Origin of the sequence: Mesorhizobium sp. LNHC209A00 (assembly GCF_000502915.1) — a bacterium.
Classification (GTDB): domain Bacteria; phylum Pseudomonadota; class Alphaproteobacteria; order Rhizobiales; family Rhizobiaceae; genus Mesorhizobium.
Genome location: NZ_AYWT01000006.1, coordinates 125,304 through 144,546, shown reverse-complemented (window position 1 = coordinate 144,546; position 19,243 = coordinate 125,304). Strand labels below are relative to the sequence as shown.

Sequence of the window (19,243 nt, the reverse complement as noted above, 5' to 3'; positions counted from 1 at the left end):
AACGCCGCTGTCCCCTGAAACTCAGAAGATCGCGTTCGTGACCGCTTTGACTGGGCCGAGCAGCACCGATCCATCCGGCACGCCGGCATCGATCGGGATCGCCTTGTGGTTGGCCGTCGCCACCATCGGCTGGCGAGCGTCGCTGGTCACGATGACCGGCGTTTTCGAGGGCACGCGGTCATAAAGGTCGATAATGTCCTGGTTCATCAGGCGCACGCAGCCCGACGACACCGATTTGCCGATCGAGCGCCATTCCGGCGAGCCGTGCAGGCGATAGAGCGTGTCCACATTGCCCTGGAAGAGATAGAGCGCACGTGCGCCGAGCGGGTTCTTCAAGCCGCCAGGCATGCCGCCATTGTCGGCGCTGTACTGCTTCAATTCCGGCTGGCGGGCGATCATCTCATCCGGCGGCGTCCATTTCGGCCATTTCTGCTTCCACTGGACGACGGCGTCGCCCGACCATTCGAAGCCGGCGCGACCAAGGCCGACCCCATAGCGAATGGCCTGGCCGCCCGGGCGAACCAGATAGAGGAAGTGGCCTGTCGTATCGACGACGATGGTCCCCGGCTTCTGCCCGGTCGGGTCGGGGACGATCTGGCGCAGGAACTGCGGATCGATCCTGTCGACGGGGATGGCCGGCAGATCGAAGCCGCCATCGTTGACCGCCGCGTACATCGACGCATAGTCGGCGAGCGGAGGCTCGACATAGGTTGGTGGCGGCGGCTCGGCTGGCCCCGGTCCGGTAGTGGCGCATGCGGAAACCGCGATCGAGGCGGCGCCCAGGGCTGCGGCGTTGAGGAAGCCGCGACGGCTCAGGCGATAGGATTCGATTTCGGTTATGGACATGGCTGCCTTCTTTAAGACTCAAATAGCAACAAAGCGTCAACACGCCGACGTTCGCTGCGGGTGCCTGACAACACCTGAGGCGATAGGCGGTTCCGATTCTGGCCCGAACGTGGACAAACAAAGGCGAAGCTGTGACTGCGCCGCCACTGTGGCGCTGGGGCCACAGGCCAGCTAGGCGCCCGATACGAGGGCCTCCAGCGATGGCAGGATCAGGGCCGGTGGCAAGTCCTGGTATTCCTCCGGCTGGTTGGAGCGGTTGATCCAGACCGTGCGGAAGCCGAATTTGGTGGCGCCCGCAATGTCCCAGCGGTTGGAGGACTGGAAGGAGACCGCGCCGGGGTAGAGGCGCCATCCGGTGGCGACCACGTCGTAGACAACAGGATCGGTCTTGAAGCGACGCACCGCATCGACCGAATAGATGTCGTCCAGGACCTGGTCGAGTGCCGCCGACTTGACCGCTGCCTCCAGCATTTCGGGCGAACCGTTGGAGAGGATCGCCAGCCTGGCGCCCGAAGCCTTGAGCGCTTTCAGGACGGCGGGCACTTCGGGATAACAGTCCAGTCGCCAATAGGCTTCCAGCAGTTTCGCCTTGAGGCTCGGATCGGCCGAAGGAACCTTGCGCAAGGCGAAGTCCAGCGCCTGTTCGGTCAGCTGCCAGAAATCGACATAGGCGCCCATCAGCGTGCGAACCCAGGAATACTCGAGCTGTTTGGCGCGCCAGATTTCGGACAGGAGTTGGCCGTCCGGGCCGATCGCGTCCGCATGGCGGCGCACGGCGGCGTGCACGTCGAACAGCGTGCCATAGGCATCGAACACGTAGGCGGCGTATTGCATGGCAACAGTTTTGAGGCGAGGCGGGACAAGGTGCAAGCCTTGATTGCAGCGCACCCGTCGCTGGCCTCAACAAAACTCCCCAATGCTGGTTGACGGCGGCGGTCAAAGCATCATCCAATGTTGTCACACAAGATTGACCGGAACGGGAAAACGCGATGACACTGGCGGCGGCGGCGCAATCCGCGACATGGACTTTCGTCGATGGCGATTGGAACGAAGGCAATGTCGCCATTCTCGGGCCGCGCAGCCATGCCATGTGGCTCGGCACCAGCGTGTTCGACGGGGCGCGCTGGTTCGAAGGCGTGGCGCCCGATCTCGAACTTCATGCCGCACGCGTCAATGCCTCGGCGATCGCGCTTGGGCTGGCGCCGAACATGACGCCCGAGCAGATCGTCGGGCTGACCTGGGACGGGTTGAAGAGATTCGATGGCAAGACGGCGGTCTACATCAGGCCGATGTACTGGGCCGAGCATGGCGGCTACATGGGCGTGCCGGCCGATCCCGCCTCGACCCGTTTCTGCCTTTGCCTTTATGAATCGCCGATGATCTCGCCGACCGGCTTTTCGGTGACCGTGTCGCCATTCCGGCGCCCGACCATCGAAACCATGCCGACCAACGCCAAGGCCGGCTGCCTCTATCCCAACAACGGTCGCGCCATCCTAGAGGCCAAGGCGCGCGGCTTCGACAACGCGCTTGTGCTCGACATGCTGGGCAATGTCGCGGAGACGGGAAGCTCGAACATCTTCCTGGTCAAGGACGGCCATGTGCTGACGCCGGCGCCGAACGGAACCTTCCTGTCCGGCATTACCCGCGCGCGCACGATGACGCTGCTCGGCGACTATGGGTTCACGACGACTGAAAAGACGCTGTCGGTGCGGGATTTCCTCGAAGCGGACGAAATCTTCTCGACCGGCAACCACTCCAAGGTGGTGCCGGTCACCCGCATGGAGAGCCGCGATCTGCAACCCGGCCCGGTGGCCAAGAAAGCACGTGAACTCTATTGGGAGTGGGCGCATTCGACCTCGGCTGGCTGAGATAGCCGGCCTTTTTGTCGCCGCGCGGCTGGTCGCAGGAAAAGCGTGTGACAGTTCCGGGGAACCCGCTTAGAAAGGGAACCGGCGCTTCACTTCCGGAGTTGCTCCAGCTCAATCCCGACCTATCTTACTCCGGTATCCACACCGGATTTTCCACGAGGGAGTACTACCCATGGCTTTCGAATTGCCCGCTCTGCCCTACGACTACGAGGCCCTGCAGCCCTATATGTCCAAAGAGACGCTGGAGTATCACCACGACAAGCATCACAAGGCCTATGTCGACAACGGCAACAAGCTCGCCGCCGAAGCCGGCCTTGGGGATCTTTCGGTCGAAGAGGTGGTGAAGCAATCGTTCGGCAAGAATGCCGGTCTCTTCAACAACGCCGCCCAGCACTACAATCACATCCATTTCTGGAAATGGATGAAGAAGGGCGGCGGCGGCAACAAGCTCCCTGGCGCGCTGCAGAAGGCTTTCGAGAGCGATCTCGGCGGCTACGACAAGTTCAAGGCTGATTTCATTGCCGCCGGCACCACGCAGTTCGGTTCGGGCTGGGCCTGGGTTTCGGTCAAGGACGGAAAGCTGGCGATCTCGAAGACACCGAACGGCGAGAACCCGCTGGTTCATGGCGCATCGCCGATCCTCGGCGTCGACGTCTGGGAGCACTCCTACTACATCGATTATCGCAACGCCCGGCCGAAATACCTCGAGGCCTTCGTAGATAGCCTTATCAACTGGGATCACGTGCTCGAACTCTACGAAAAGGCGAATGCCTGATCAGTCTTCCGAAAGGCCCGGCACCCCCGGGCCTTTTCTTTTCGTTTCGAACCCCACGGCAAGGGTCGTGCAATTTCATGCGGGAGAATGGGAATATTCCACCTCCGCATCCGTTAACGTCGTGTCCTGAAATGCCTCACCACGGAGCCAAATGAATGAGAAAGCTTGTCATCGCCATCTCCATGCTCGCACTCGCCGCATCGGCGGCCTTTGCCGATCCGATCCTCGACCGGCAGGCTCTGATGAAGGAACGCGGAAAGATCGTCGGCGGCCTGTCGAAAGTGGTCAAGGGCGAGGAGCCCTTTGACGCCGCCGCGGTGCTGACCCAGTTGCAGGCACTGCAGGCAAATGCCGAGAAGTTCGATGTAGAGGCCTTGTTCCCGAAGGGCACCGACAGCGGCGACACCACGGCGTCGCCAAAAATCTGGGAAGACATGGCTGGCTTCAAGGCGGCCGAGGATAAGTATCTCGCCGATGTCAAGGCTGCGGTCGCGGCGGCTCCGGCCGACGTCGATGCACTGAAGACGCAGATCGGCACCATCGGCTCGGACTGTGGTACCTGCCACCAGGGCTACAGGGTCAAAAAGGGCTGATCGCCAGCCATGGCATGGCTGAAGAAACTCGTCGGCGCGGCCCTCGTCCTGGGCGTCGCCGGCGCGTCGGCGGGGTGGCTGCTGTCGGCACCGGTCACGCTTGATGCGGCGACCCTGGCGCAACTCGGCCCAGGCGATGTTGCCCGGGGCAAGCGTATCTTCTATGCCGGCGGCTGCACCTCCTGCCATGCCAAGCCCGGGTCGCAGGGCGACGCACGCCTTCAGCTCGTAGGCGGGCTTGAACTCAAGACGCCATTCGGCACCTTTGTTCCGCCCAATATTTCGCAAGATCCCAAGGACGGCATCGGCGCATGGTCGGTCGGGAATCTCGCTAACGCCCTGCTGAAAGGTGTGTCGCCTTCGGGCGAGCATTTCTATCCGGCATTCCCCTATGCCTCCTATGCTCGCATGAAACCGTCAGATGTCGCCGACCTCTATGCTTTCTTGAAGACGCTTCCCGCCGTCGCCGGCAAGGCGCCAGGCAATTCGCTGGCGTTCCCGTTCAGCATCCGGCGCGGCATTGGTCTGTGGAAGCGGCTGTATCTCAGTGACAAGCCTGTCGTGCCCCTGCCTGATGGCCCGTCAGACCCTGTGATGTCAGGCCGCTACCTGGTCGAAGGGCCGGGTCATTGCGGCGAATGCCATACGCCGCGCGACTTGGCTGGCGGCACCAGGAAAAGCGAATGGCTGGCCGGTGCGGTGGCCGCCGAGGGCTCGGGCGTCGTGCCGAACATCACTTCGGGCGAGGGAGGTATCGGCAGCTGGTCCGCGTCCGACATCGCAAATTACCTCGAAACCGGATTCACGCCGGATTTCGATTCCGTCGGCGGCGCCATGGTGGACGTTCAGCGCAACATGGCCGAGCTGACGGCGGAGGACCGTGCGGCGATTGCTGCCTATCTCAAGGCGGTGCCGCCGCATCCCAACGGCTATCCGGCGCGCAAGAAAAGTACGAACTAATCCTCGGACTGCAGGTGGCGATCGCCGAGGAAATCGAAGCCCGTTTCGAAGAAAAGGTTGTAGTTGCAGGTCATCTCCTCGCCAGGCGCGATGTCGCGCAAGGCGTAGGTCTCCTCGGGCGACGAGACATCGCAATTCGGCTCATCGTCATGGTTCATGTAGCGGGCGTCGTCGGCTTCGAAGACGATATAGGCCGGATCGCGACGGTCGGGGTAGGAATAGCGGTCGAGATAGTTCTTCACCGGCCCGGTTTCGCCCTCATAGGTCTCGACGTCGATGATCCGATCGAACCGGGGGTCGAGCTTCCACACCAGCGTGCCCTTGGCAATATGGTTCTTGGCAAACACACCGATGCCCTGGATCGGCGATTTGTCGAGATAGACGTCGACGAGCAGCATAGTGGACCCTTGTGCAAGTGCGGGCGTCGTGCCCGGGAAAATCGTGCTTTGGGTAGCGCGCGACCGTCGCAATTGCGAGCGGAAATGAGCCGCGCGGAATTCAAAAATGATGATCATGCCGACGTGGGTCGCCTGACCTCAGCGCTGTTGCAAGGCGAGGCGGACACCCAGGGCGCAGTAGATGCCGCCGACAACCTTGCCTTGCCATTTCAGCACTGTCGGATTTCGGCGCAGGAAACCGCCGAGCCGCCCTGCGCTCACGGCAAACACGACCGTGCTGAAAAGCCCCAGCATGACGAAGATGATCCCAAATACGGCCAATTGAACCATCACTGATCCGTTTTCGGGCCGCACGAACTGAGGCAGGAACGCCAGGAAGAAAAGCGCGGTCTTGGGGTTGAGCACCTCGGTCAGGACAGCCTGTCGAAACGCCTTGCCGGCGGAGGTTGCAAGCGCGCCGGCGGTCGGATCGGTTGGCACTTTCTCGATGATGGCCCGAATGCCGAGGTAAACGAGGTAGGCCGCGCCGATATACTCTACGATGCTGAACAGCGTCGCCGATGTGGCGATGATCGCCGAGATCCCGACCATCGCCATGACGGTATGAAACACATCGCCGGCCGCGATCCCACCGCCGGTGGCTATCCCGACCCTCGTCCCCGAACTCGTTGCGCGGGCGATCGTCAACAGCGTGGCCGGGCCCGGAATGAAGACAAAGCCGAACACAACCGCCATGTAGGCTATCGCTGTGGACAGATCGATCATCGCGGCGTTCCTCCGTGAGCTATGCCTTGTCCGTAACCTTCAGCGTGAAGGCATAAGTATAGGCGATCTCCTCCAGGCGTGAAAACCGGCCGGAGGCACCGGCATGGCCGGAATCCATGTTGATCTTGAACAGTACCGGATTGTCGCCGATCTTGCGGTCGCGCAGCCGCACAACCCATTTGGCCGGCTCCCAATAGGTGACGCGCGGATCGGTGAGACCGGCGAGCGCCAGGATCGGGGGATAGTCGAGCGCGGCGACATTGTCGTATGGCGAATAGGCGGCGATCGTAAGGTAATCGTCGGCCGACGCGATTGGATTGCCCCATTCCGGCCATTCCGGCGGGGTCAGCGGCAGGGTTGCGTCGAGCATGGTGGTGAGTACATCGACGAAGGGAACCTCGGCTACGATGCCGCCGAAGCAATCCGGCGCCATGTTGGCGATGGCGCCCATCAGCATACCGCCGGCCGAGCCGCCTTGCGCGACGATCCGGTCATGCACGGTATAGCGCTCGGCAACGAGGTGACGAGCGCAGGCGATGAAATCGGTGAAGGTGTTCATCTTGCGCGCCCGCTTGCCGTCGTCGTACCAGCCATATCCCTTGTCCTTGCCGCCGCGCACGTGGGCAATGGCAAAGACGAACCCGCGGTCCACCAGCGAGAACCAGTTGGTGTTGAAGGCCGCCGGCACGGTGATACCGTAGGAGCCGTAACCGTAGAGCAGGCATGGCGCGGAGCCATCCAGCGGCGTGTCGCGGTGATGCAGAAGCGAGATCGGCACCAGTTCGCCGTCGGCCGCTGGCGCCATCAGCCGCCTCGTGACGTAGAGATGCGGGTCGTGGCCGGACGGCACTTCCTGGGTCTTGAGCAGCACACGCTCACGAGTGCGCATGTTGTAGTCGAACATCTGCGACGGTGTCGTCATCGACGAGTAGGAAAAACGCATCATCTCGGTGTCGTATTCCAGCGACCCTGAAAGGCCGAGCGAGAAGGCTTCCTCATCGAAGGAAATCAGATGCTCTTCGCCGCTGGCCCGATCCCGCACGACGATGCGTGGCAGGCCTTCCTTGCGCTCGAGCCGGACCATGTGGTCCTTGAAGCCGATCACCGACAGGATCAGCCGGCCCGGTTCATGCGGCACCAGTTCCTGCCAGTTGGCGCGGACCGGGTCGCTCGCCGGCGCCGTCATGATCTTGAAGTCCTTGGCACCGTCCGCGTTCGTCAGCACGAAGAAAATGTCGCCGCCTTCCTCAAGTTCATATTGAAGGCCGGTCTCGCGCGCCGAAACCAGCTTCGGCTCGGCAAATGGATCGCTGGCGCTCAACAGGCGGTATTCCGAAGTCTCGTGATCGTTGATGCCGATCATGATCCATTGATTGTTGCGGGTCCCGTCGACGTTCATGAAGAAGCCGGGGTCGGTTTCCTCATAGATCAGCCGGTCGTTTTCAGGGGTCTGCCCCAGTGCGTGGAACAGCACCTTCGACGGCCGGTGGTTGGGGTCGAGACGCGTGTAGAAGAACCCGTCATTGCCCGCGTCCCAGACCCCCGAACCGCCGGTGGCCTTTATCTGGTCCGCCAGTTCCTTGCCGTCGGCAAGGTCGCGCACACGCAGCGTGTAGAATTCCGAACCCTTGTCGTCGAAGGCCCACAGGAGCTTGCTATGATCGGCCGAATGATCGACGCCGCCAAGCCGGAAATAGGCCTTGCCCTCGGCCTCGGCGTCGCCGTCAAGCAGGATCTGCTCGGGTCCGCCGCCGCGCGGCGTTCGGAAATAGCGCGGCTGCTCGCCGCCGAGCTTGAAGGAAGAGCCGTAGGCATAAGGCCCGTCCTTCATGGGAACGGAAGAATCATCTTCCTTGATGCGGCCCTTCATTTCCTTGAAAAGCTGCTTTTGCAGATCTGACGTGTCGGCCATCAGCGTCGACTGATAGGTATTCTCGGCTTCGAGTTCGGCGCGGATCCGAGGATCGAGCAAGGAAGGATCCCTGAACATTTCTTGCCAGTTATCTGCTCGCAGCCAAGCATATTCATCGGTTCGCGTGATGCCGTGATGCGTGTCCGAGACGGGCCTTTTCTCGGGGGCAGGGGCGCTGGCGATTGGAAATCGGGAAGTCCTGGTCATTGCGTCTCGCTCTGGAAATATCTTGAATGACGAATGAACACGCCGATCAGGGCAGGTTCAAGAGCCGTGGCGTAGAGGTGGTGTCGGCCCATGTGACGGCCGGGAGGAGAGAAGATGAGCATTCGGTCTCGTATTGCTGCGGTTTTCGCCGTCGCTTCGCTAGGTCTGGCCTTTGCCGGCCAGTCTCATGCGACCGTATTTTCGGCTTGGCAAGTGGCCAATGTGCCGTTCGGCGACACGCTGAATGTGCGCAAATATCCGTCGGGAACATCCCAGAAGCAGGCCGCCTATCCGAACGGGACCGTCCTGCAGATGACCGGGCGATGCACCGGCGGCGTAAACCTGCTCGATATCGCCAATCAACCGGCATGGAAACAGCAGCAGACGGTTCGCTATCGCTGGTGCGAAATCTGGCATGAGCCGGCCAAGAACGGCACCTTCGTGACCGGCTGGGCCTATGGCAGATACATTATCCCGTATTGAACACCACCGATTTTGGCCCCGACGGGTTCGGCCGGCGGGCATGTCGCCTAGTTGCCCGCCCGACAGAGATGAGCGGCAACCTGTGGTTTTGAGGACAGATGAGAACAACCAAGTTTGCCGAAGCGACGGCAAAGCAAACGAGAGCATTGAAACCTGATTTGTGAGTTATCCCGAATGTAATGGTGGGCTGACGTTACGTCAGGCTTTGTCGGTTTGGCGGGCGAAATATCGAAAAATTACATGATGCACGAAAGATTGAAGCTGATCGCGTAATAGTTGACCAACATTCACAAATATAATGCACACAGCGAATTGACTTACTTGACCTGCGGCCGCATTGATGTCCCCGTGACACGAATCGCAGCAGCTCTATGTGCGCAAATTCGTGCGATGCCCTGCCTGTAAAAAGGGGCACAGACCGACGTAACTCTTGTTGGGGCCTGAAGACCATGGATATTGTCGAAACACCTTCCAGAAACAATGACGCGCTGATCGAGCTCACCGCCGATGTGGTGGCAGCCTATGTCAGCAATAATCCCGTGCCGGTCGGCGAACTGCCGAACCTGATATCCGATGTCCATGCCGCCCTCGGGCGTGTGGGCGGAATCGTCGAACAGGCGCCTGCGGACAAGCAGAAGCCGGCTGTCAACCCGAAGCGTTCGGTTCATGACGATTACATTGTCTGTCTTGAAGACGGCAAGAAGTTCAAGTCGCTCAAGCGTCACCTGATGACCCACTACGATCTGACGCCCGATCAGTATCGTGAAAAGTGGAACCTGGACCCAAGCTATCCGATGGTTGCCCCGAACTACGCGGCGGCCCGCTCGCAGCTTGCCAAGAAGATGGGTCTCGGCCGCAAGCGCAAGGCGGCGCGGTAGTCGCTACTTGCCAGATTGGATTGAAATCAAACGGCGCCTTCGGGCGCCGTTTGATTTCAGGGGGTGGGTGGAAGATCGACCGGTCGGTCAGGCAGTCTGGGCGAGCGCCATCTCGGCATCGCGTTTGATGCGCTTGACCATCGAGCGAAGGCCGTTGGCACGCTGGGGCGACAGGTGCTCGTCGAGGCCGAGTGCCTTCAGCGTCGCTTCCGCATCGGTTTTCTGGATTTCGCTGGCCGTCTTTCCGGAAAACAGCGCCAGCATGATCGCAACCAGTCCGCGCACGATATGGGCGTCCGAATCGCCGGTAAAGGTGATGACGGGGTCGGGGCCCGGACCCCGTTCGGTGGTCAACCAGACCTGGCTGACGCAACCTGGCACCTTGTTAGCGGCGTTGCGCTCCGCATTGGGAAAGGGCGGCAGCGCTTCGCCGAGTTCGATGACGTAACGATAACGATCCTCCCATTCGTCAAGGAACGAGAAGTCGTCGCGGATGGTCTGGATCGTGGTCGTCATGACCCGGATATAGTCACGCGGCGGCGCCACGTCACGGAAAAAACAAGGACACCGCGGGCGTCGAGAGGGCAGACTGCCCGCGGTGCGCCGTCGAGACGGCTTAATTGTCTATCCGCAGGTTGACCGTTTCAGGCAGGACCACTTCCGGTACGCTGCCCGTCATTGTCGAGGTGTCGGGACCGGCGGATTTGTCGTCCAGCATGGCAGCCGCGATCTTGGCGGTTTCCTTGGCGCGTGCGGTGATGGTGTGCATCGCCGACTTACCCGTCTCGCAGACATCGGGCTTGCGTTCGCAGATACCGGCGATGTCGCCGACTGCGTCTCGCGCCGCGAACAGAGCCTGGATCGGCCCGACGCTTTCCTGGCCCGTTTCATCGGACCCGACACCCAGCGGCAGCGCCAGCAACACCAGTGAAAACCAGAAAGCCATTCTTATCAGGAAGAACATGCCTTGCCTCTCGTCGTGACCGGATCATGCATCATATGGCATGACCTCTTTTATGGGCAGGATGTTGGCACAGAGGCACGAAGGACGGCTTGCATGATCGCCGAGAATTTTCCTCAAATTTTAGGCAAATTCGAAACGAAACGTTTTGCTGCGGATTTGTTTCATATCGGGACGATTCTCCTCACCATTCGATAACCATCTATCCCGTTGAATGAATTGTGTCTTTGATGAAACAAAGCGGCTTCGGTGACTTGGCCGGCGGTCCCATGACAGGCCTGCCGGGATAACCCTCCGTTTACTATGGCTGCATTTGACCGGGTTTTCGGCCGCCGCCATCCCGATATTTGCCGCAGGGCGGGCCTTGGTCGGCCCTGCCTTATCCATTCCTTAAACGCTGGATGCGAGTTTCAAAGCCAATCAAGACAATCTGCAAAAGCAGAGCTGTTCACGACGAGTGCGAGTGCGTTGAATTGATGCCGATCGAGGCCAGATACGCTGAATTGCCTGGTGCAATGGCGGCCGGTTGTGAGCGCATGGTTCATCCCAGCGTTCTCGAACGGAGCGACCGCGAGCGCCAGCGCCGTTTCATCGGGGTGATGCTGGCCGCGCCGTTCTTTGCCGCGGGTGCCGCGGTCACGCTGGTTACATCGGGGATGGGCGCCGCGGTTACCATGGCCGCCATTTTCGCGGCCTTCGGCCTGTGCTGGTTCGTCGCCCTGCTGGTAGCCGCGACCGGCAAGATGGCTGCCGCGGGGCCGGTCGCCCTGGCGATGGCGGCGATTGCCCTTGCCGGTCTCATCGGTGCCGCCGGCGGATTGAGTTCACCTGTCGCCATGCTTGCCCTGGCGCTGCCATTCGAAGCCTGGTGGATCGGCGCGTCACGGCGTTCGGCATTATGGGGGGGCGCAACAGCCGTCATCGCCATCGCCCTTCCGTCGTTGTCGGCTGCCTTCCTTCCATTCGCGGACGCGCACATCGCCGCCTGGCACTGGCTGGTGCCATTGGCCTGGGCGCTGGCCCTCATCCCGCGCGCATCGGCCTTTCGCGGCACTTCCGGCGCGGCCGATACGCTCCATTCGGGTGACCGACTGGAAGACATCATCGACGCGGTGGTCTTGCGGGTCGCCCGCCACGGCGAAGTCGTGGCTGCATCCGCCAAGTCGCGTACGCTTCTGAAATTGCCGCCTGAGCTGTTATCTGGAACGGGCCTCTTCGACCGGGTCCACCTGTCGGACCGTGTCTCCTATCTCAGCGCCCTGGCCGACATGCGTGACGGTGCACGGTCGCGCCGCCTCGAATTGCGCATCAGGCTGCCCCAGAGTGGCAACGGCGCCCACAACGGAAACGGCTTTGTGGCCGACAATTACCAGCAATTCGCGCTCGAACTGGTGCGTGGCGAGAAACAAGGCGACGTCTTCACGCTTGTCCTGCGCCAGAATGACGAGATGGCGCGACTGCGCGAAGAACTGGCGCAAGCCAATGAGACGGCGGCCGCCGCCGAAGTGGCCAAGGGCCGGTTCCTGGCAGTCGTGAGCCATGAACTGCGCACGCCGTTGAACGCCATCATCGGCTTCTCCGACATGCTGCTGCACGAGATGTTCGGCGCCTTCAAGGATCCGCGCCAGAAGGAATATGTCGGTCTGGTGCGGGATTCGGGCCAGCATCTGCTGGCAGTCGTGACATCCATACTCGACGTATCGAGGATCGAATCGGGCGTCTACGCCACCGAGCCGGAGCCGTTCCGTTTCGTGGAAGCCGTGGACATGTGCCAGTCGATGATGCGGCTGCAGGCTCAGGCCAAGAATATCGACCTGCAGACGCAGATCGCCCCTGACGCCGGCGATATCAATGCCGATCGCCGTGCCGTACAGCAGATGCTCATCAACCTCGTTTCCAACGCGATCAAGTTCACCCCTGACGGTGGCGATGTCGTCGTCGGCGCCAAGCGGATCGGCTCACGTCTGCATTTCTGGGTGAGGGACACCGGTATCGGCATTGCCGAGGAGGATTTCGCCAATCTCGGCAAACCCTTCACGCAGATCCAGAACGATTATACCCGCCGTTTCGAGGGCACGGGTCTTGGCCTTTCCCTGGTGAAGGGGCTGGTGGCCTTGCATGAAGGGACCATGTCGATCGAAAGCATGCCGGGCGAGGGCACCACGGTGACCATTAGCCTGCCGGTCGGCGGGCCGAAGGGGCGCCCCGCCAACCCGACCGGAGTGCTGACAATGCCGGTGACGAGAGCGAAAGGGGACGGAAATGGCTCGCTCCGCAAAACAGGCTAAGGCGGTCAAACGCCGCGGCAATGCCTTTCAAGACGGCGCCATCGCCGTCGGCGGCATGATTTCGCGCAATCCTGTCCTGGTGGGAGGATCGACCGCATTCCTGGTGACGCTGTTCTACGTCTCGGCGAATGCGCTATGGTATCAGCCTTTCCCGCACGCCGGGGCGTTTTTCGCCACACGCAATTTCCAGGGCTTTCCGCACGCTGGCGCGGACGAGCCCGAGACGACAATCAACATCGTGAGGTCCAATGCCGCGCCCGCCCCGATAAAGGGCGACCCGGTGGTCGAGCAGGTGCAAGGCATATTGAAGGACCTTGATTTCTACTCCGGCACCGTCGACGGCATCTCCGGCCCGAACACGCGCAAGGCCATACAGGCCTATCAACAGAAGGTCGGACTGAACGCATCGGGCGAGATCGACGCGCTGCTCCTGGATCAACTGGGTGCAACGCCGAAGACGGCTGCCGTGCCGAAACCGCAACCCCGTCCTGACATGCCGCCAGCCGCCGTTCCCGTGTCCCTGCAGACCAACGAGGCACAGGCGAATGCCGCTTTGCAGGGGCCTGACCCCCGCATCGTCAAGATCCAGGCCGGGCTGAAGGCCTTCGGCAATGACGACATGCAACTGGATGGCGTCGTCGGCGCACGCACCAAGGCGGCGATCAAGGAGTTCCAGTCGCTGTTCGGCTTGCCGCAGACCGGCGAGCCCGACGAGATCGTCTATGTCAAGATGCGCGAGATCGGCCTCACCAACTGACGGCCGAAAANAGACCGGCGAGCCCGACGAGATCGTCTATGTCAAGATGCGCGAGATCGGCCTCACCAACTGACGGCCGAAAACGACGCCTCGCCCTCCACGGGAAATTTCGGTAGAGAGCCCGCATGTCCTCGGGAGTCCTCCATGCGTGTAACCGCTGATCTGTGGGTCTCGGCCCTGTTGCGCCGGGTTTTCAGCGCAGGCGGATTTGCTGCCGTGGTCAATCGCGGTGCGACGGAGGCCGGGGCCGTGTTCATCCTGGCGCGGGGCAGGCTGGGTGAAACGGCTCTCTACGGGCCGGCACCGCAGACAAGCTACGATTCGGCCAAGCCCGAAGACCGTTTTTTCAGCCTTCTCGCCGCCAGCGAGGATGCCGCCGTACTCGATGCGAGACTGGAACGCGAGAAAAAATTCGATCCCGACATCTGGGTGGTCGAGATCGAGGCCGGGAGCGTTCCCGTCGAGCAGCTTATTTTCGTGAAGACGCCCTGAGGTCGGGAGCGTCGGCTTCGTCGCTGTTGGAGGCCTTGCGGCTGTCGCCGTTTGCCGGTGGTTTGCCGCGAACCGCCTTGGACAGGGTTGCGGCCTTCCACTCCCGCACTTTATCCAGGGCAGCGTCGCGATGCAGCAGGCGGTAGCGGTCGAGATAGGTGCGGATGGCCTGGGGATGCGGGAACAGGCCGGGATAGACGGCGACCGTGACCAGGAATGCCCGGTCCTCGCTGAAGTCGAGCGAGCGCAGCGCCGCAAGCAGCGGCGCATAATTCTGGTGGGCGGTCAGCGATTGCGCGATCGCAAAATCGATGTCGAGAGCGTCCGCTAGCGCGGTGTGGAACAACGCGGCGTTTCCCGTCAGTGCCGTCTCGCGCAGTTTGACAAAGGTGTCCGCACCGGGAAACGCCTCGACCTTCGCCGCCAAGGCCTGGTCGCCAGTGCGCATCATGGAGCGCAGCTTGCGCCGCGCGCTCTCGGCGGCAACGCCGGGCGTTTGCTGGCCGGGCGTTTGCTGGCGGGGCGTTTGCTGGCTTGTCGCGCTGTCCGGTGTCGCTTGCGCCTGCACGACAAGGCTCTGCGCCGGGGCTGCGTCCGGATCCCGCCTCCGCACCAGGGTCGGCCTTTCGAGCGCTCTGATCAGATCGGCGATGGTCGGGTTCAGGTCCTTGCGCCGCGCTATGGCGCGCGCATGCGGCAACCCATGCCGGCCAATCAGCGCGATCAGGTCGATATCGCTGATGGCGCGCGAGCGGATGAGCAGTGGAGCGGCAATGTCGACCGGTTCCTCGCAGAGGCGCCGCACCAGGGCCGCGGGTGCGTATTCGCATTCGGAAAGGGCGGCTGCCACGTAGCGCCGCGATTCGACGGATACATCGTCGAACAGAGGCAGCGTCAGGTCTTCGAGCTGGCCGATCTCCCGGCGCGACGGTCGCGTCAGCGAGCAGAACGCGGAAACGGCGGCGCGGAACAGCCTTTCGGCTTTTCCCGATTGCGTCCTTATCGCGATTTGCCTGAAATCCGAAGATGACACGAAGGATACGCCTGACACCAGATACACACTCGACCTCGCGGCACCGGGACTATGCCGGTTTCGCGATTGCCTCGGTCAGAACTCTCTGACCCCGGGAACAAAGATCAATTTAGCGGCGATCCGTTAGCGCTCCGTTAACCCTCTGCCGGCCTTAATGATATTTGGAGGCGTGGCGTTGTGCTCCGGGGAAACCGAGAGGAATGCGCGAATCATGGGCATGGTACTGTCTTTCGTGCCGCGTGCGGCACCGGCCAATCGAGCCAAGCAAACCACCGAAAGACCGGCGGCTGTGATCATATTTCCCGGCATCCGTTATGAGCGGTCCAGCACCGGCGAAGCCCGGCCTGCAGGGCCAGACAAGCCGGGGTCGCCACGGACGCCAGTCCCCCATCACTGAGCAGTCCCCCACTGAGCTTTGCTGAAGCCATGGTGCGGTCCGTCAGGCCCTCTGCTCCGGATCCGCGATCGAGGATCGCGGCTTAGAAATCCTGCAACTCGCAGGAACTCTGATCGAGAAAGCGCGACACGATCGGCTTCCAGCTCTCGTCGGGTACGAAGCTGCGGATGACGAAGATGCCTTCATCGACGGGCGCCTCGACGAAGATCGCTCCCTGAAGATCCTCGGGCAGGTCCTTGCGCACGTCGATCATCTGCGCCGGCGTCAGCACGACGGCATCCAGCTTGCCGCCCGCCGCCGTGTGGTCGTTGAAGGAATAGATGTTGTGACCGCTGCGGTCATAGACCGACACCGACCAGAACGGGACGTCTCCCGGCGCCTTGATCCGGACCATTCCTTCCTCGAGGTCGAAGCGGCAGGCCGTTGCGTAGAACAGCGGGTCGACCGATTTCACCACCGGTGCGCCGCCCGCTTCGGCATCGAGCCGGTTCATCTTGTAGAGATCCGAAGCCATGGAGAGACGCGACCAGGCGTCGCGTTCCGAAAATTCCGGCACCAGAAGCAGGACGACAATGTGGACGATGCCGGCGCCGACGAGGCCGAGCAGGATGGCGTGCAGAAGCCTGCGCAACGCGGCACGCAATCTACGCATCGCAGCCCGCCTTGACGATCCTGGGCAGCGAAACGTCTGACAGGCCGGTGCTGCTGGCGATCGGCGTGTCGTAGAGGGTCAGGACGAAATACATCCGTCCAGAACCGTCGGTCAGCAGCCAGTTGCCCGGCATGGGTTGATGGCCTACGGAAATAATCACGGAATTGTCCGGTTGGCGCAGCACCTCGTAGGACTGAAGAGCCGCAAGCCGCGATTTGCCGGTCTCGACGACGCCGAGCGATTGATCGGCGGCATAAAGCGTCCAGAACCGCGCTGTCGGAAACCCGCCCTCGATCCTGTAGGCGCATTCCCGCTTGAGCTGGTCGCCGGCGGCATCCTTTTCAGCCACGAAGGACAGCCCCTCGGCGCGACCGAGCGCCAGCACGCCCTCACGGGCCACGCGGGCCTTGGAATAGGGGTCCGCGGCCGGTGTGCCGATGTCGGGGAAGGCAGTCCACTGGCCGATCCTGATCGCGCCGACACCGTCCTGGATCTTCAGCGCATACCAGACGCTGGCGCCGCCCCCGCCAATGGCTATGGCAAGCGAAATCAGCATCAGGAAGGCGTTCTTGAGCATGAAGGGCCAGGTGCGCGCGGAATTGCCGTTCGGGGATATCGCGGTGCGGGGCCTTGTGGCAAGCAGGCGTGATGGATTTCCCTGTCGGTCTTGTCTCAGCGGGCGGATATCACAGCGCCGACAACCTTTCGGGTGGAGCGGGGGCGTCGAGTTTGGGGGCCGCCTGGAACATCTGGCTCATGTCCCGCAACGTCTGTGTGGTCCGACTGGACAGCACCGGCGGCCGCTCGGCGGCGGCATCGGCCGCTGCCTGCTCCTCGCTCTTCTTCTGTGCCTCGGCGGCCTTGGCCGCGACCTCCTCGTCGACGAAGGGCTTGTCGATCCCCGGGATCGGCTTCAGGTCGATGTTCTGGTGCGCGTAGACCATCAACCGCTGCCACACCATCGCCGGCAGCGAGCCGCCGGTCATGTTCTTGGTCGGGGTGAAATCGTCATTGCCCAGCCACACGGCCGCCGTGTAGTTGCCGGTGAAGCCGACGAACCAGGCATCGCGGTAGGATTGCGTGGTGCCGGTCTTGCCGGCAACGACGATGTTGGGAATTTGCGCCCGCCGCGCCGTGCCCATCACCGGCACGGCCGCCAGCATGGTGTTCATCGACTTCAGGGCCTGCTCGGACAGGACGCGATGCGGCGGCGGCGCGTCCTTGGTCCAGTCATACACCACGTCGCCGGTGCGGGTTACGAGCTGGGTGATGCCGTGCCGGGAACCGACGAAGCCGTTCTGAGCGAACACGCTGTAGCCCGTCGCTTGGTCCATCACCGTCATGCCCGAGGTGCCGAGCACCATCGTCTTGTGCCCTTCGAGCGGCGATTCCACCCCAAACGATTCCGCCAATGCCTTGATCGGCGCGATGCCGAGATGGTCCTTGGCCAGCCGCACAGGCACGGTGTTGATCGACTTGGCCATCGCCATGATCAGCGTGATGTTGCCCGCCGACTCGCCGCTGTAATTGTGCGGCGACCAGTTGCCCCAGCTGATCGGCCCGCCAGAAATGATCGAGTTCGGCGTGAAGCCGTGTTCCATCGCCGTGGCGTAGACATAGGGCTTGAACGACGAGCCGGTCTGGCGCAGTGCCTTGGTGGCGCGGTTGAACTGGCTGGCGCCGTAATCGCGGCCGCCGACGATCGCCCGCACCGCGCCATTGGTCTCGATGACCACCACGGCCCCTTCGGTGACGTTGTACTCCTTGCCGAACTGGCGCAGGTGGAACTCGACGGACTCCTCCGCCGCCTTCTGGATGTTGGCGTCGAAGGTGGTGTGGGCAACCAGCGAGTGCTGGCCGGGCTTGGCGATCTTCTTGACCTCGTCGAAGGCCCAATCGAGGTAGTAGTCGGGGCTCTTCTGTTCGCCGCGGTCGACGACGTCGGCCGGGTGCAGTCTGGCCTGCAGCACCTGGCCTTCGGTCATGAAGCCGGAATCGACGAGGTTGGACAGCACTACGTTGGCGCGCGCGCGCGCCGCCGGCAGGTTGATATGCGGCGCGTATTTGGTCGGGGCCTTGAACAGGCCGGCCAGCATCGCCGCCTCGGCAAGGTTCAGGTCCTTGACGCTCTTGCCGAAATAGAAGTCCGCCGCCGCCTCTATGCCGAACGTGCCACCGCCCATATAGGCGCGGTCGAGATAGAGCTGCAGGATTTCCTTCTTCGACAGATTGGCCTCCAGCCACAGCGACAGGAACGCCTCCTTGATCTTGCGCTCGAACGTGCGCTCATTGGTCAGGAACAGGTTCTTGGCCAGCTGCTGGGTGATGCTCGAGCCACCCTGGACGACCGAATTCGCCCGCACGTTCTCGAAGATCGCGCGCGACAGGCCGAGCACGTCGATACCGTAATGGTCGAAAAACCGGCGGTCCTCGGTGGCGAGCACCGCCTTGATGACATGGTCCGGCATCTCGTCGACCGGCACGGAATCGCGCTGGATGATGCCGCGCTGGCCGATCTCGTTGCCATAGCGGTCCAGGAAGGTGACGGCGAAGTCGCCCTGGGCGCGCCAGTCGCCGGTGGTATCCTGGAAAGCGGGTATTGCCAGCGCCAGCATCACCACCATGCCGCCGGCGCCGAGTGTAAAACCTTCGCTCAAAAGTTCGATGAAGCCGCGGCGCCAGCCCTTGAGACGGAAGCGCCGCGAGAAGATCGTCGCGGCCTCCCAGAACAGGCGCGCCTTGAACCCGATTTCATAGAGCGAGGAATCGAGCCACGCGTCCAGCGCCAGCAACCAGGCGGCGATCGGACCTCTTCTTCTGCGTGGTTCAGGGCTGACCATTCAAAAAACCCGGCTCGGTTCTGGCGCGACCTGAAAACCGCAAGCGGGCAATTTCAGGGCGGCACCCTGTCCGACTATTCATCCATTTACGGACACTCACAAGGGCGGCGAGGACACAGGGGCACGGTTTGTTGATGC

Annotated in this window: 20 protein-coding genes; 9 read left to right on the top strand and 11 right to left on the bottom strand. The window is 62.2% G+C overall.

Annotated features, from left to right (window positions below; translation table 11 throughout):
- Positions 1-21: 21 nt before the first annotated feature.
- A complete protein-coding gene (locus tag X739_RS149230) occupies positions 22-846 on the bottom strand; it encodes a L,D-transpeptidase (RefSeq protein ID WP_023771548.1) in 825 nt (274 codons plus the stop codon).
- A 171-nt stretch (positions 847-1,017) separates the two neighbouring features.
- Positions 1,018-1,680, bottom strand: a complete 663-nt coding sequence (locus tag X739_RS149235) for a haloacid dehalogenase type II (RefSeq protein ID WP_023771549.1) — start codon at positions 1,678-1,680, stop codon at positions 1,018-1,020.
- 155 nt (positions 1,681-1,835) lie between these two features.
- Here X739_RS149235 and X739_RS149240 point away from each other — a divergent pair, with 155 nt between their 5' ends.
- From X739_RS149240 to X739_RS149255, 4 genes are all read left to right on the top strand, one after another.
- On the top strand, positions 1,836-2,714 hold the full coding sequence (locus X739_RS149240) for a branched-chain amino acid aminotransferase (RefSeq protein WP_023771550.1): 879 nt from the start codon (positions 1,836-1,838) through the stop codon (positions 2,712-2,714).
- A gap of 172 nt (positions 2,715-2,886) precedes the next feature.
- Positions 2,887-3,489 carry a superoxide dismutase gene (locus tag X739_RS149245; RefSeq protein ID WP_023771551.1) on the top strand — a complete coding sequence of 201 codons (603 nt, stop codon included), beginning with the start codon at positions 2,887-2,889 and terminating at the stop codon, positions 3,487-3,489.
- Positions 3,490-3,644: 155 nt separating this feature from the next.
- Positions 3,645-4,082, top strand: a complete 438-nt coding sequence (locus tag X739_RS149250) for a cytochrome c (RefSeq protein WP_023771552.1) — start codon at positions 3,645-3,647, stop codon at positions 4,080-4,082.
- A 9-nt stretch (positions 4,083-4,091) separates the two neighbouring features.
- Positions 4,092-5,042 (top strand): cytochrome c, encoded by a 951-nt coding sequence (locus X739_RS149255; protein WP_023771553.1) that lies wholly within the window; start codon positions 4,092-4,094, stop codon positions 5,040-5,042.
- On the opposite strand, the gene X739_RS149260 is transcribed toward X739_RS149255, so the two are convergent.
- From X739_RS149260 to X739_RS149270, 3 genes are all read right to left on the bottom strand, one after another.
- Complete coding sequence (locus tag X739_RS149260; protein WP_023771554.1) at positions 5,039-5,440, bottom strand: SET domain-containing protein-lysine N-methyltransferase; 402 nt, start codon at positions 5,438-5,440, stop codon at positions 5,039-5,041. The two genes, X739_RS149255 and X739_RS149260, sit on opposite strands and share 4 nt — an antisense overlap.
- Before the next feature lie 138 nt (positions 5,441-5,578).
- On the bottom strand, positions 5,579-6,205 hold the full coding sequence (locus X739_RS149265; protein WP_023771555.1) for a LysE family translocator: 627 nt from the start codon (positions 6,203-6,205) through the stop codon (positions 5,579-5,581).
- 19 nt (positions 6,206-6,224) lie between these two features.
- The gene (locus tag X739_RS149270) at positions 6,225-8,324 is read right to left on the bottom strand and encodes a S9 family peptidase (RefSeq protein WP_023771556.1); all 2,100 of its coding nucleotides are present in this window, start codon (positions 8,322-8,324) and stop codon (positions 6,225-6,227) included.
- 114 nt (positions 8,325-8,438) lie between these two features.
- On the opposite strand from X739_RS149270, the gene X739_RS149275 reads away from it, so the two are divergent.
- Together X739_RS149275 and X739_RS149280 are read left to right on the top strand one after the other, a co-directional pair.
- Positions 8,439-8,807: a hypothetical protein gene (locus X739_RS149275; protein ID WP_023771557.1), complete on the top strand. Its 369-nt coding sequence runs from the start codon at positions 8,439-8,441 to the stop codon at positions 8,805-8,807.
- A gap of 449 nt (positions 8,808-9,256) precedes the next feature.
- Complete coding sequence (locus tag X739_RS149280) at positions 9,257-9,685, top strand: MucR family transcriptional regulator (RefSeq protein WP_023771558.1); 429 nt, start codon at positions 9,257-9,259, stop codon at positions 9,683-9,685.
- 87 nt (positions 9,686-9,772) lie between these two features.
- Here the strand turns inward: X739_RS149280 and X739_RS149285 are convergent, their stop codons facing one another.
- Both X739_RS149285 and X739_RS149290 read right to left on the bottom strand, forming a co-directional pair.
- Entirely contained in the window at positions 9,773-10,201 is a 429-nt protein-coding gene (locus X739_RS149285) for a SufE family protein (protein WP_023771559.1), read from the bottom strand.
- Positions 10,202-10,301: 100 nt separating this feature from the next.
- Positions 10,302-10,649 carry a DUF5330 domain-containing protein gene (locus X739_RS149290; RefSeq protein WP_023771560.1) on the bottom strand — a complete coding sequence of 116 codons (348 nt, stop codon included), beginning with the start codon at positions 10,647-10,649 and terminating at the stop codon, positions 10,302-10,304.
- Positions 10,650-11,182: 533 nt separating this feature from the next.
- Between X739_RS149290 and X739_RS149295 the strand changes: the two genes are divergently transcribed.
- The 3 genes from X739_RS149295 to X739_RS149305 all read left to right on the top strand — a co-directional run bounded on the left by X739_RS149295 (position 11,183) and on the right by X739_RS149305 (position 14,183).
- Positions 11,183-12,934, top strand: a complete 1,752-nt coding sequence (locus tag X739_RS149295) for a HAMP domain-containing sensor histidine kinase (RefSeq protein WP_031247806.1) — start codon at positions 11,183-11,185, stop codon at positions 12,932-12,934.
- A complete protein-coding gene (locus tag X739_RS149300) occupies positions 12,909-13,691 on the top strand; it encodes a peptidoglycan-binding protein (RefSeq protein ID WP_023794930.1) in 783 nt (260 codons plus the stop codon). Before X739_RS149295 ends, X739_RS149300 begins: the two co-directional genes overlap by 26 nt.
- Positions 13,692-13,835: 144 nt before the next feature.
- Positions 13,836-14,183 (top strand): DUF1491 family protein, encoded by a 348-nt coding sequence (locus X739_RS149305; protein ID WP_023794929.1) that lies wholly within the window; start codon positions 13,836-13,838, stop codon positions 14,181-14,183.
- Here X739_RS149305 and X739_RS149310 read toward each other — a convergent pair.
- The 4 genes from X739_RS149310 to X739_RS149325 all read right to left on the bottom strand — a co-directional run bounded on the left by X739_RS149310 (position 14,161) and on the right by X739_RS149325 (position 19,105).
- Positions 14,161-15,216, bottom strand: coding sequence for a hypothetical protein (locus X739_RS149310; protein WP_023784300.1), 1,056 nt, complete (start codon positions 15,214-15,216; stop codon positions 14,161-14,163). The genes X739_RS149305 and X739_RS149310 overlap by 23 nt on opposite strands.
- 479 nt (positions 15,217-15,695) lie before the next feature.
- Positions 15,696-16,265 carry a DUF1254 domain-containing protein gene (locus tag X739_RS149315; RefSeq protein WP_023794928.1) on the bottom strand — a complete coding sequence of 190 codons (570 nt, stop codon included), beginning with the start codon at positions 16,263-16,265 and terminating at the stop codon, positions 15,696-15,698.
- Positions 16,258-16,842 carry a DUF1214 domain-containing protein gene (locus X739_RS149320; protein ID WP_023794927.1) on the bottom strand — a complete coding sequence of 195 codons (585 nt, stop codon included), beginning with the start codon at positions 16,840-16,842 and terminating at the stop codon, positions 16,258-16,260. Before X739_RS149320 ends, X739_RS149315 begins: the two co-directional genes overlap by 8 nt.
- Positions 16,843-16,951: 109 nt before the next feature.
- The gene (locus X739_RS149325) at positions 16,952-19,105 is read right to left on the bottom strand and encodes a penicillin-binding protein 1A (RefSeq protein ID WP_023794926.1); all 2,154 of its coding nucleotides are present in this window, start codon (positions 19,103-19,105) and stop codon (positions 16,952-16,954) included.
- Positions 19,106-19,243 lie beyond the last annotated feature (138 nt).

Coding starts and splice junctions, on each gene's coding strand:
- X739_RS149235 (WP_023771549.1), bottom strand. CDS start 1,680: ATGCAATACGCCGCCTACGTGTTCGATGCCTATGGCACGCTGTTCGAC.
- X739_RS149315 (WP_023794928.1), bottom strand. CDS start 16,265: ATGCGTAGATTGCGTGCCGCGTTGCGCAGGCTTCTGCACGCCATCCTG.
- X739_RS149265 (WP_023771555.1), bottom strand. CDS start 6,205: ATGATCGATCTGTCCACAGCGATAGCCTACATGGCGGTTGTGTTCGGC.
- X739_RS149250 (WP_023771552.1), top strand. CDS start 3,645: ATGAGAAAGCTTGTCATCGCCATCTCCATGCTCGCACTCGCCGCATCG.
- X739_RS149285 (WP_023771559.1), bottom strand. CDS start 10,201: ATGACGACCACGATCCAGACCATCCGCGACGACTTCTCGTTCCTTGAC.
- X739_RS149300 (WP_023794930.1), top strand. CDS start 12,909: ATGGCTCGCTCCGCAAAACAGGCTAAGGCGGTCAAACGCCGCGGCAAT.
- X739_RS149280 (WP_023771558.1), top strand. CDS start 9,257: ATGGATATTGTCGAAACACCTTCCAGAAACAATGACGCGCTGATCGAG.
- X739_RS149325 (WP_023794926.1), bottom strand. CDS start 19,105: ATGGTCAGCCCTGAACCACGCAGAAGAAGAGGTCCGATCGCCGCCTGG.
- X739_RS149320 (WP_023794927.1), bottom strand. CDS start 16,842: ATGCTCAAGAACGCCTTCCTGATGCTGATTTCGCTTGCCATAGCCATT.
- X739_RS149255 (WP_023771553.1), top strand. CDS start 4,092: ATGGCATGGCTGAAGAAACTCGTCGGCGCGGCCCTCGTCCTGGGCGTC.
- X739_RS149295 (WP_031247806.1), top strand. CDS start 11,183: ATGGTTCATCCCAGCGTTCTCGAACGGAGCGACCGCGAGCGCCAGCGC.
- X739_RS149290 (WP_023771560.1), bottom strand. CDS start 10,649: ATGTTCTTCCTGATAAGAATGGCTTTCTGGTTTTCACTGGTGTTGCTG.
- X739_RS149260 (WP_023771554.1), bottom strand. CDS start 5,440: ATGCTGCTCGTCGACGTCTATCTCGACAAATCGCCGATCCAGGGCATC.
- X739_RS149230 (WP_023771548.1), bottom strand. CDS start 846: ATGTCCATAACCGAAATCGAATCCTATCGCCTGAGCCGTCGCGGCTTC.
- X739_RS149240 (WP_023771550.1), top strand. CDS start 1,836: ATGACACTGGCGGCGGCGGCGCAATCCGCGACATGGACTTTCGTCGAT.
- X739_RS149305 (WP_023794929.1), top strand. CDS start 13,836: ATGCGTGTAACCGCTGATCTGTGGGTCTCGGCCCTGTTGCGCCGGGTT.
- X739_RS149270 (WP_023771556.1), bottom strand. CDS start 8,324: ATGACCAGGACTTCCCGATTTCCAATCGCCAGCGCCCCTGCCCCCGAG.
- X739_RS149275 (WP_023771557.1), top strand. CDS start 8,439: ATGAGCATTCGGTCTCGTATTGCTGCGGTTTTCGCCGTCGCTTCGCTA.
- X739_RS149245 (WP_023771551.1), top strand. CDS start 2,887: ATGGCTTTCGAATTGCCCGCTCTGCCCTACGACTACGAGGCCCTGCAG.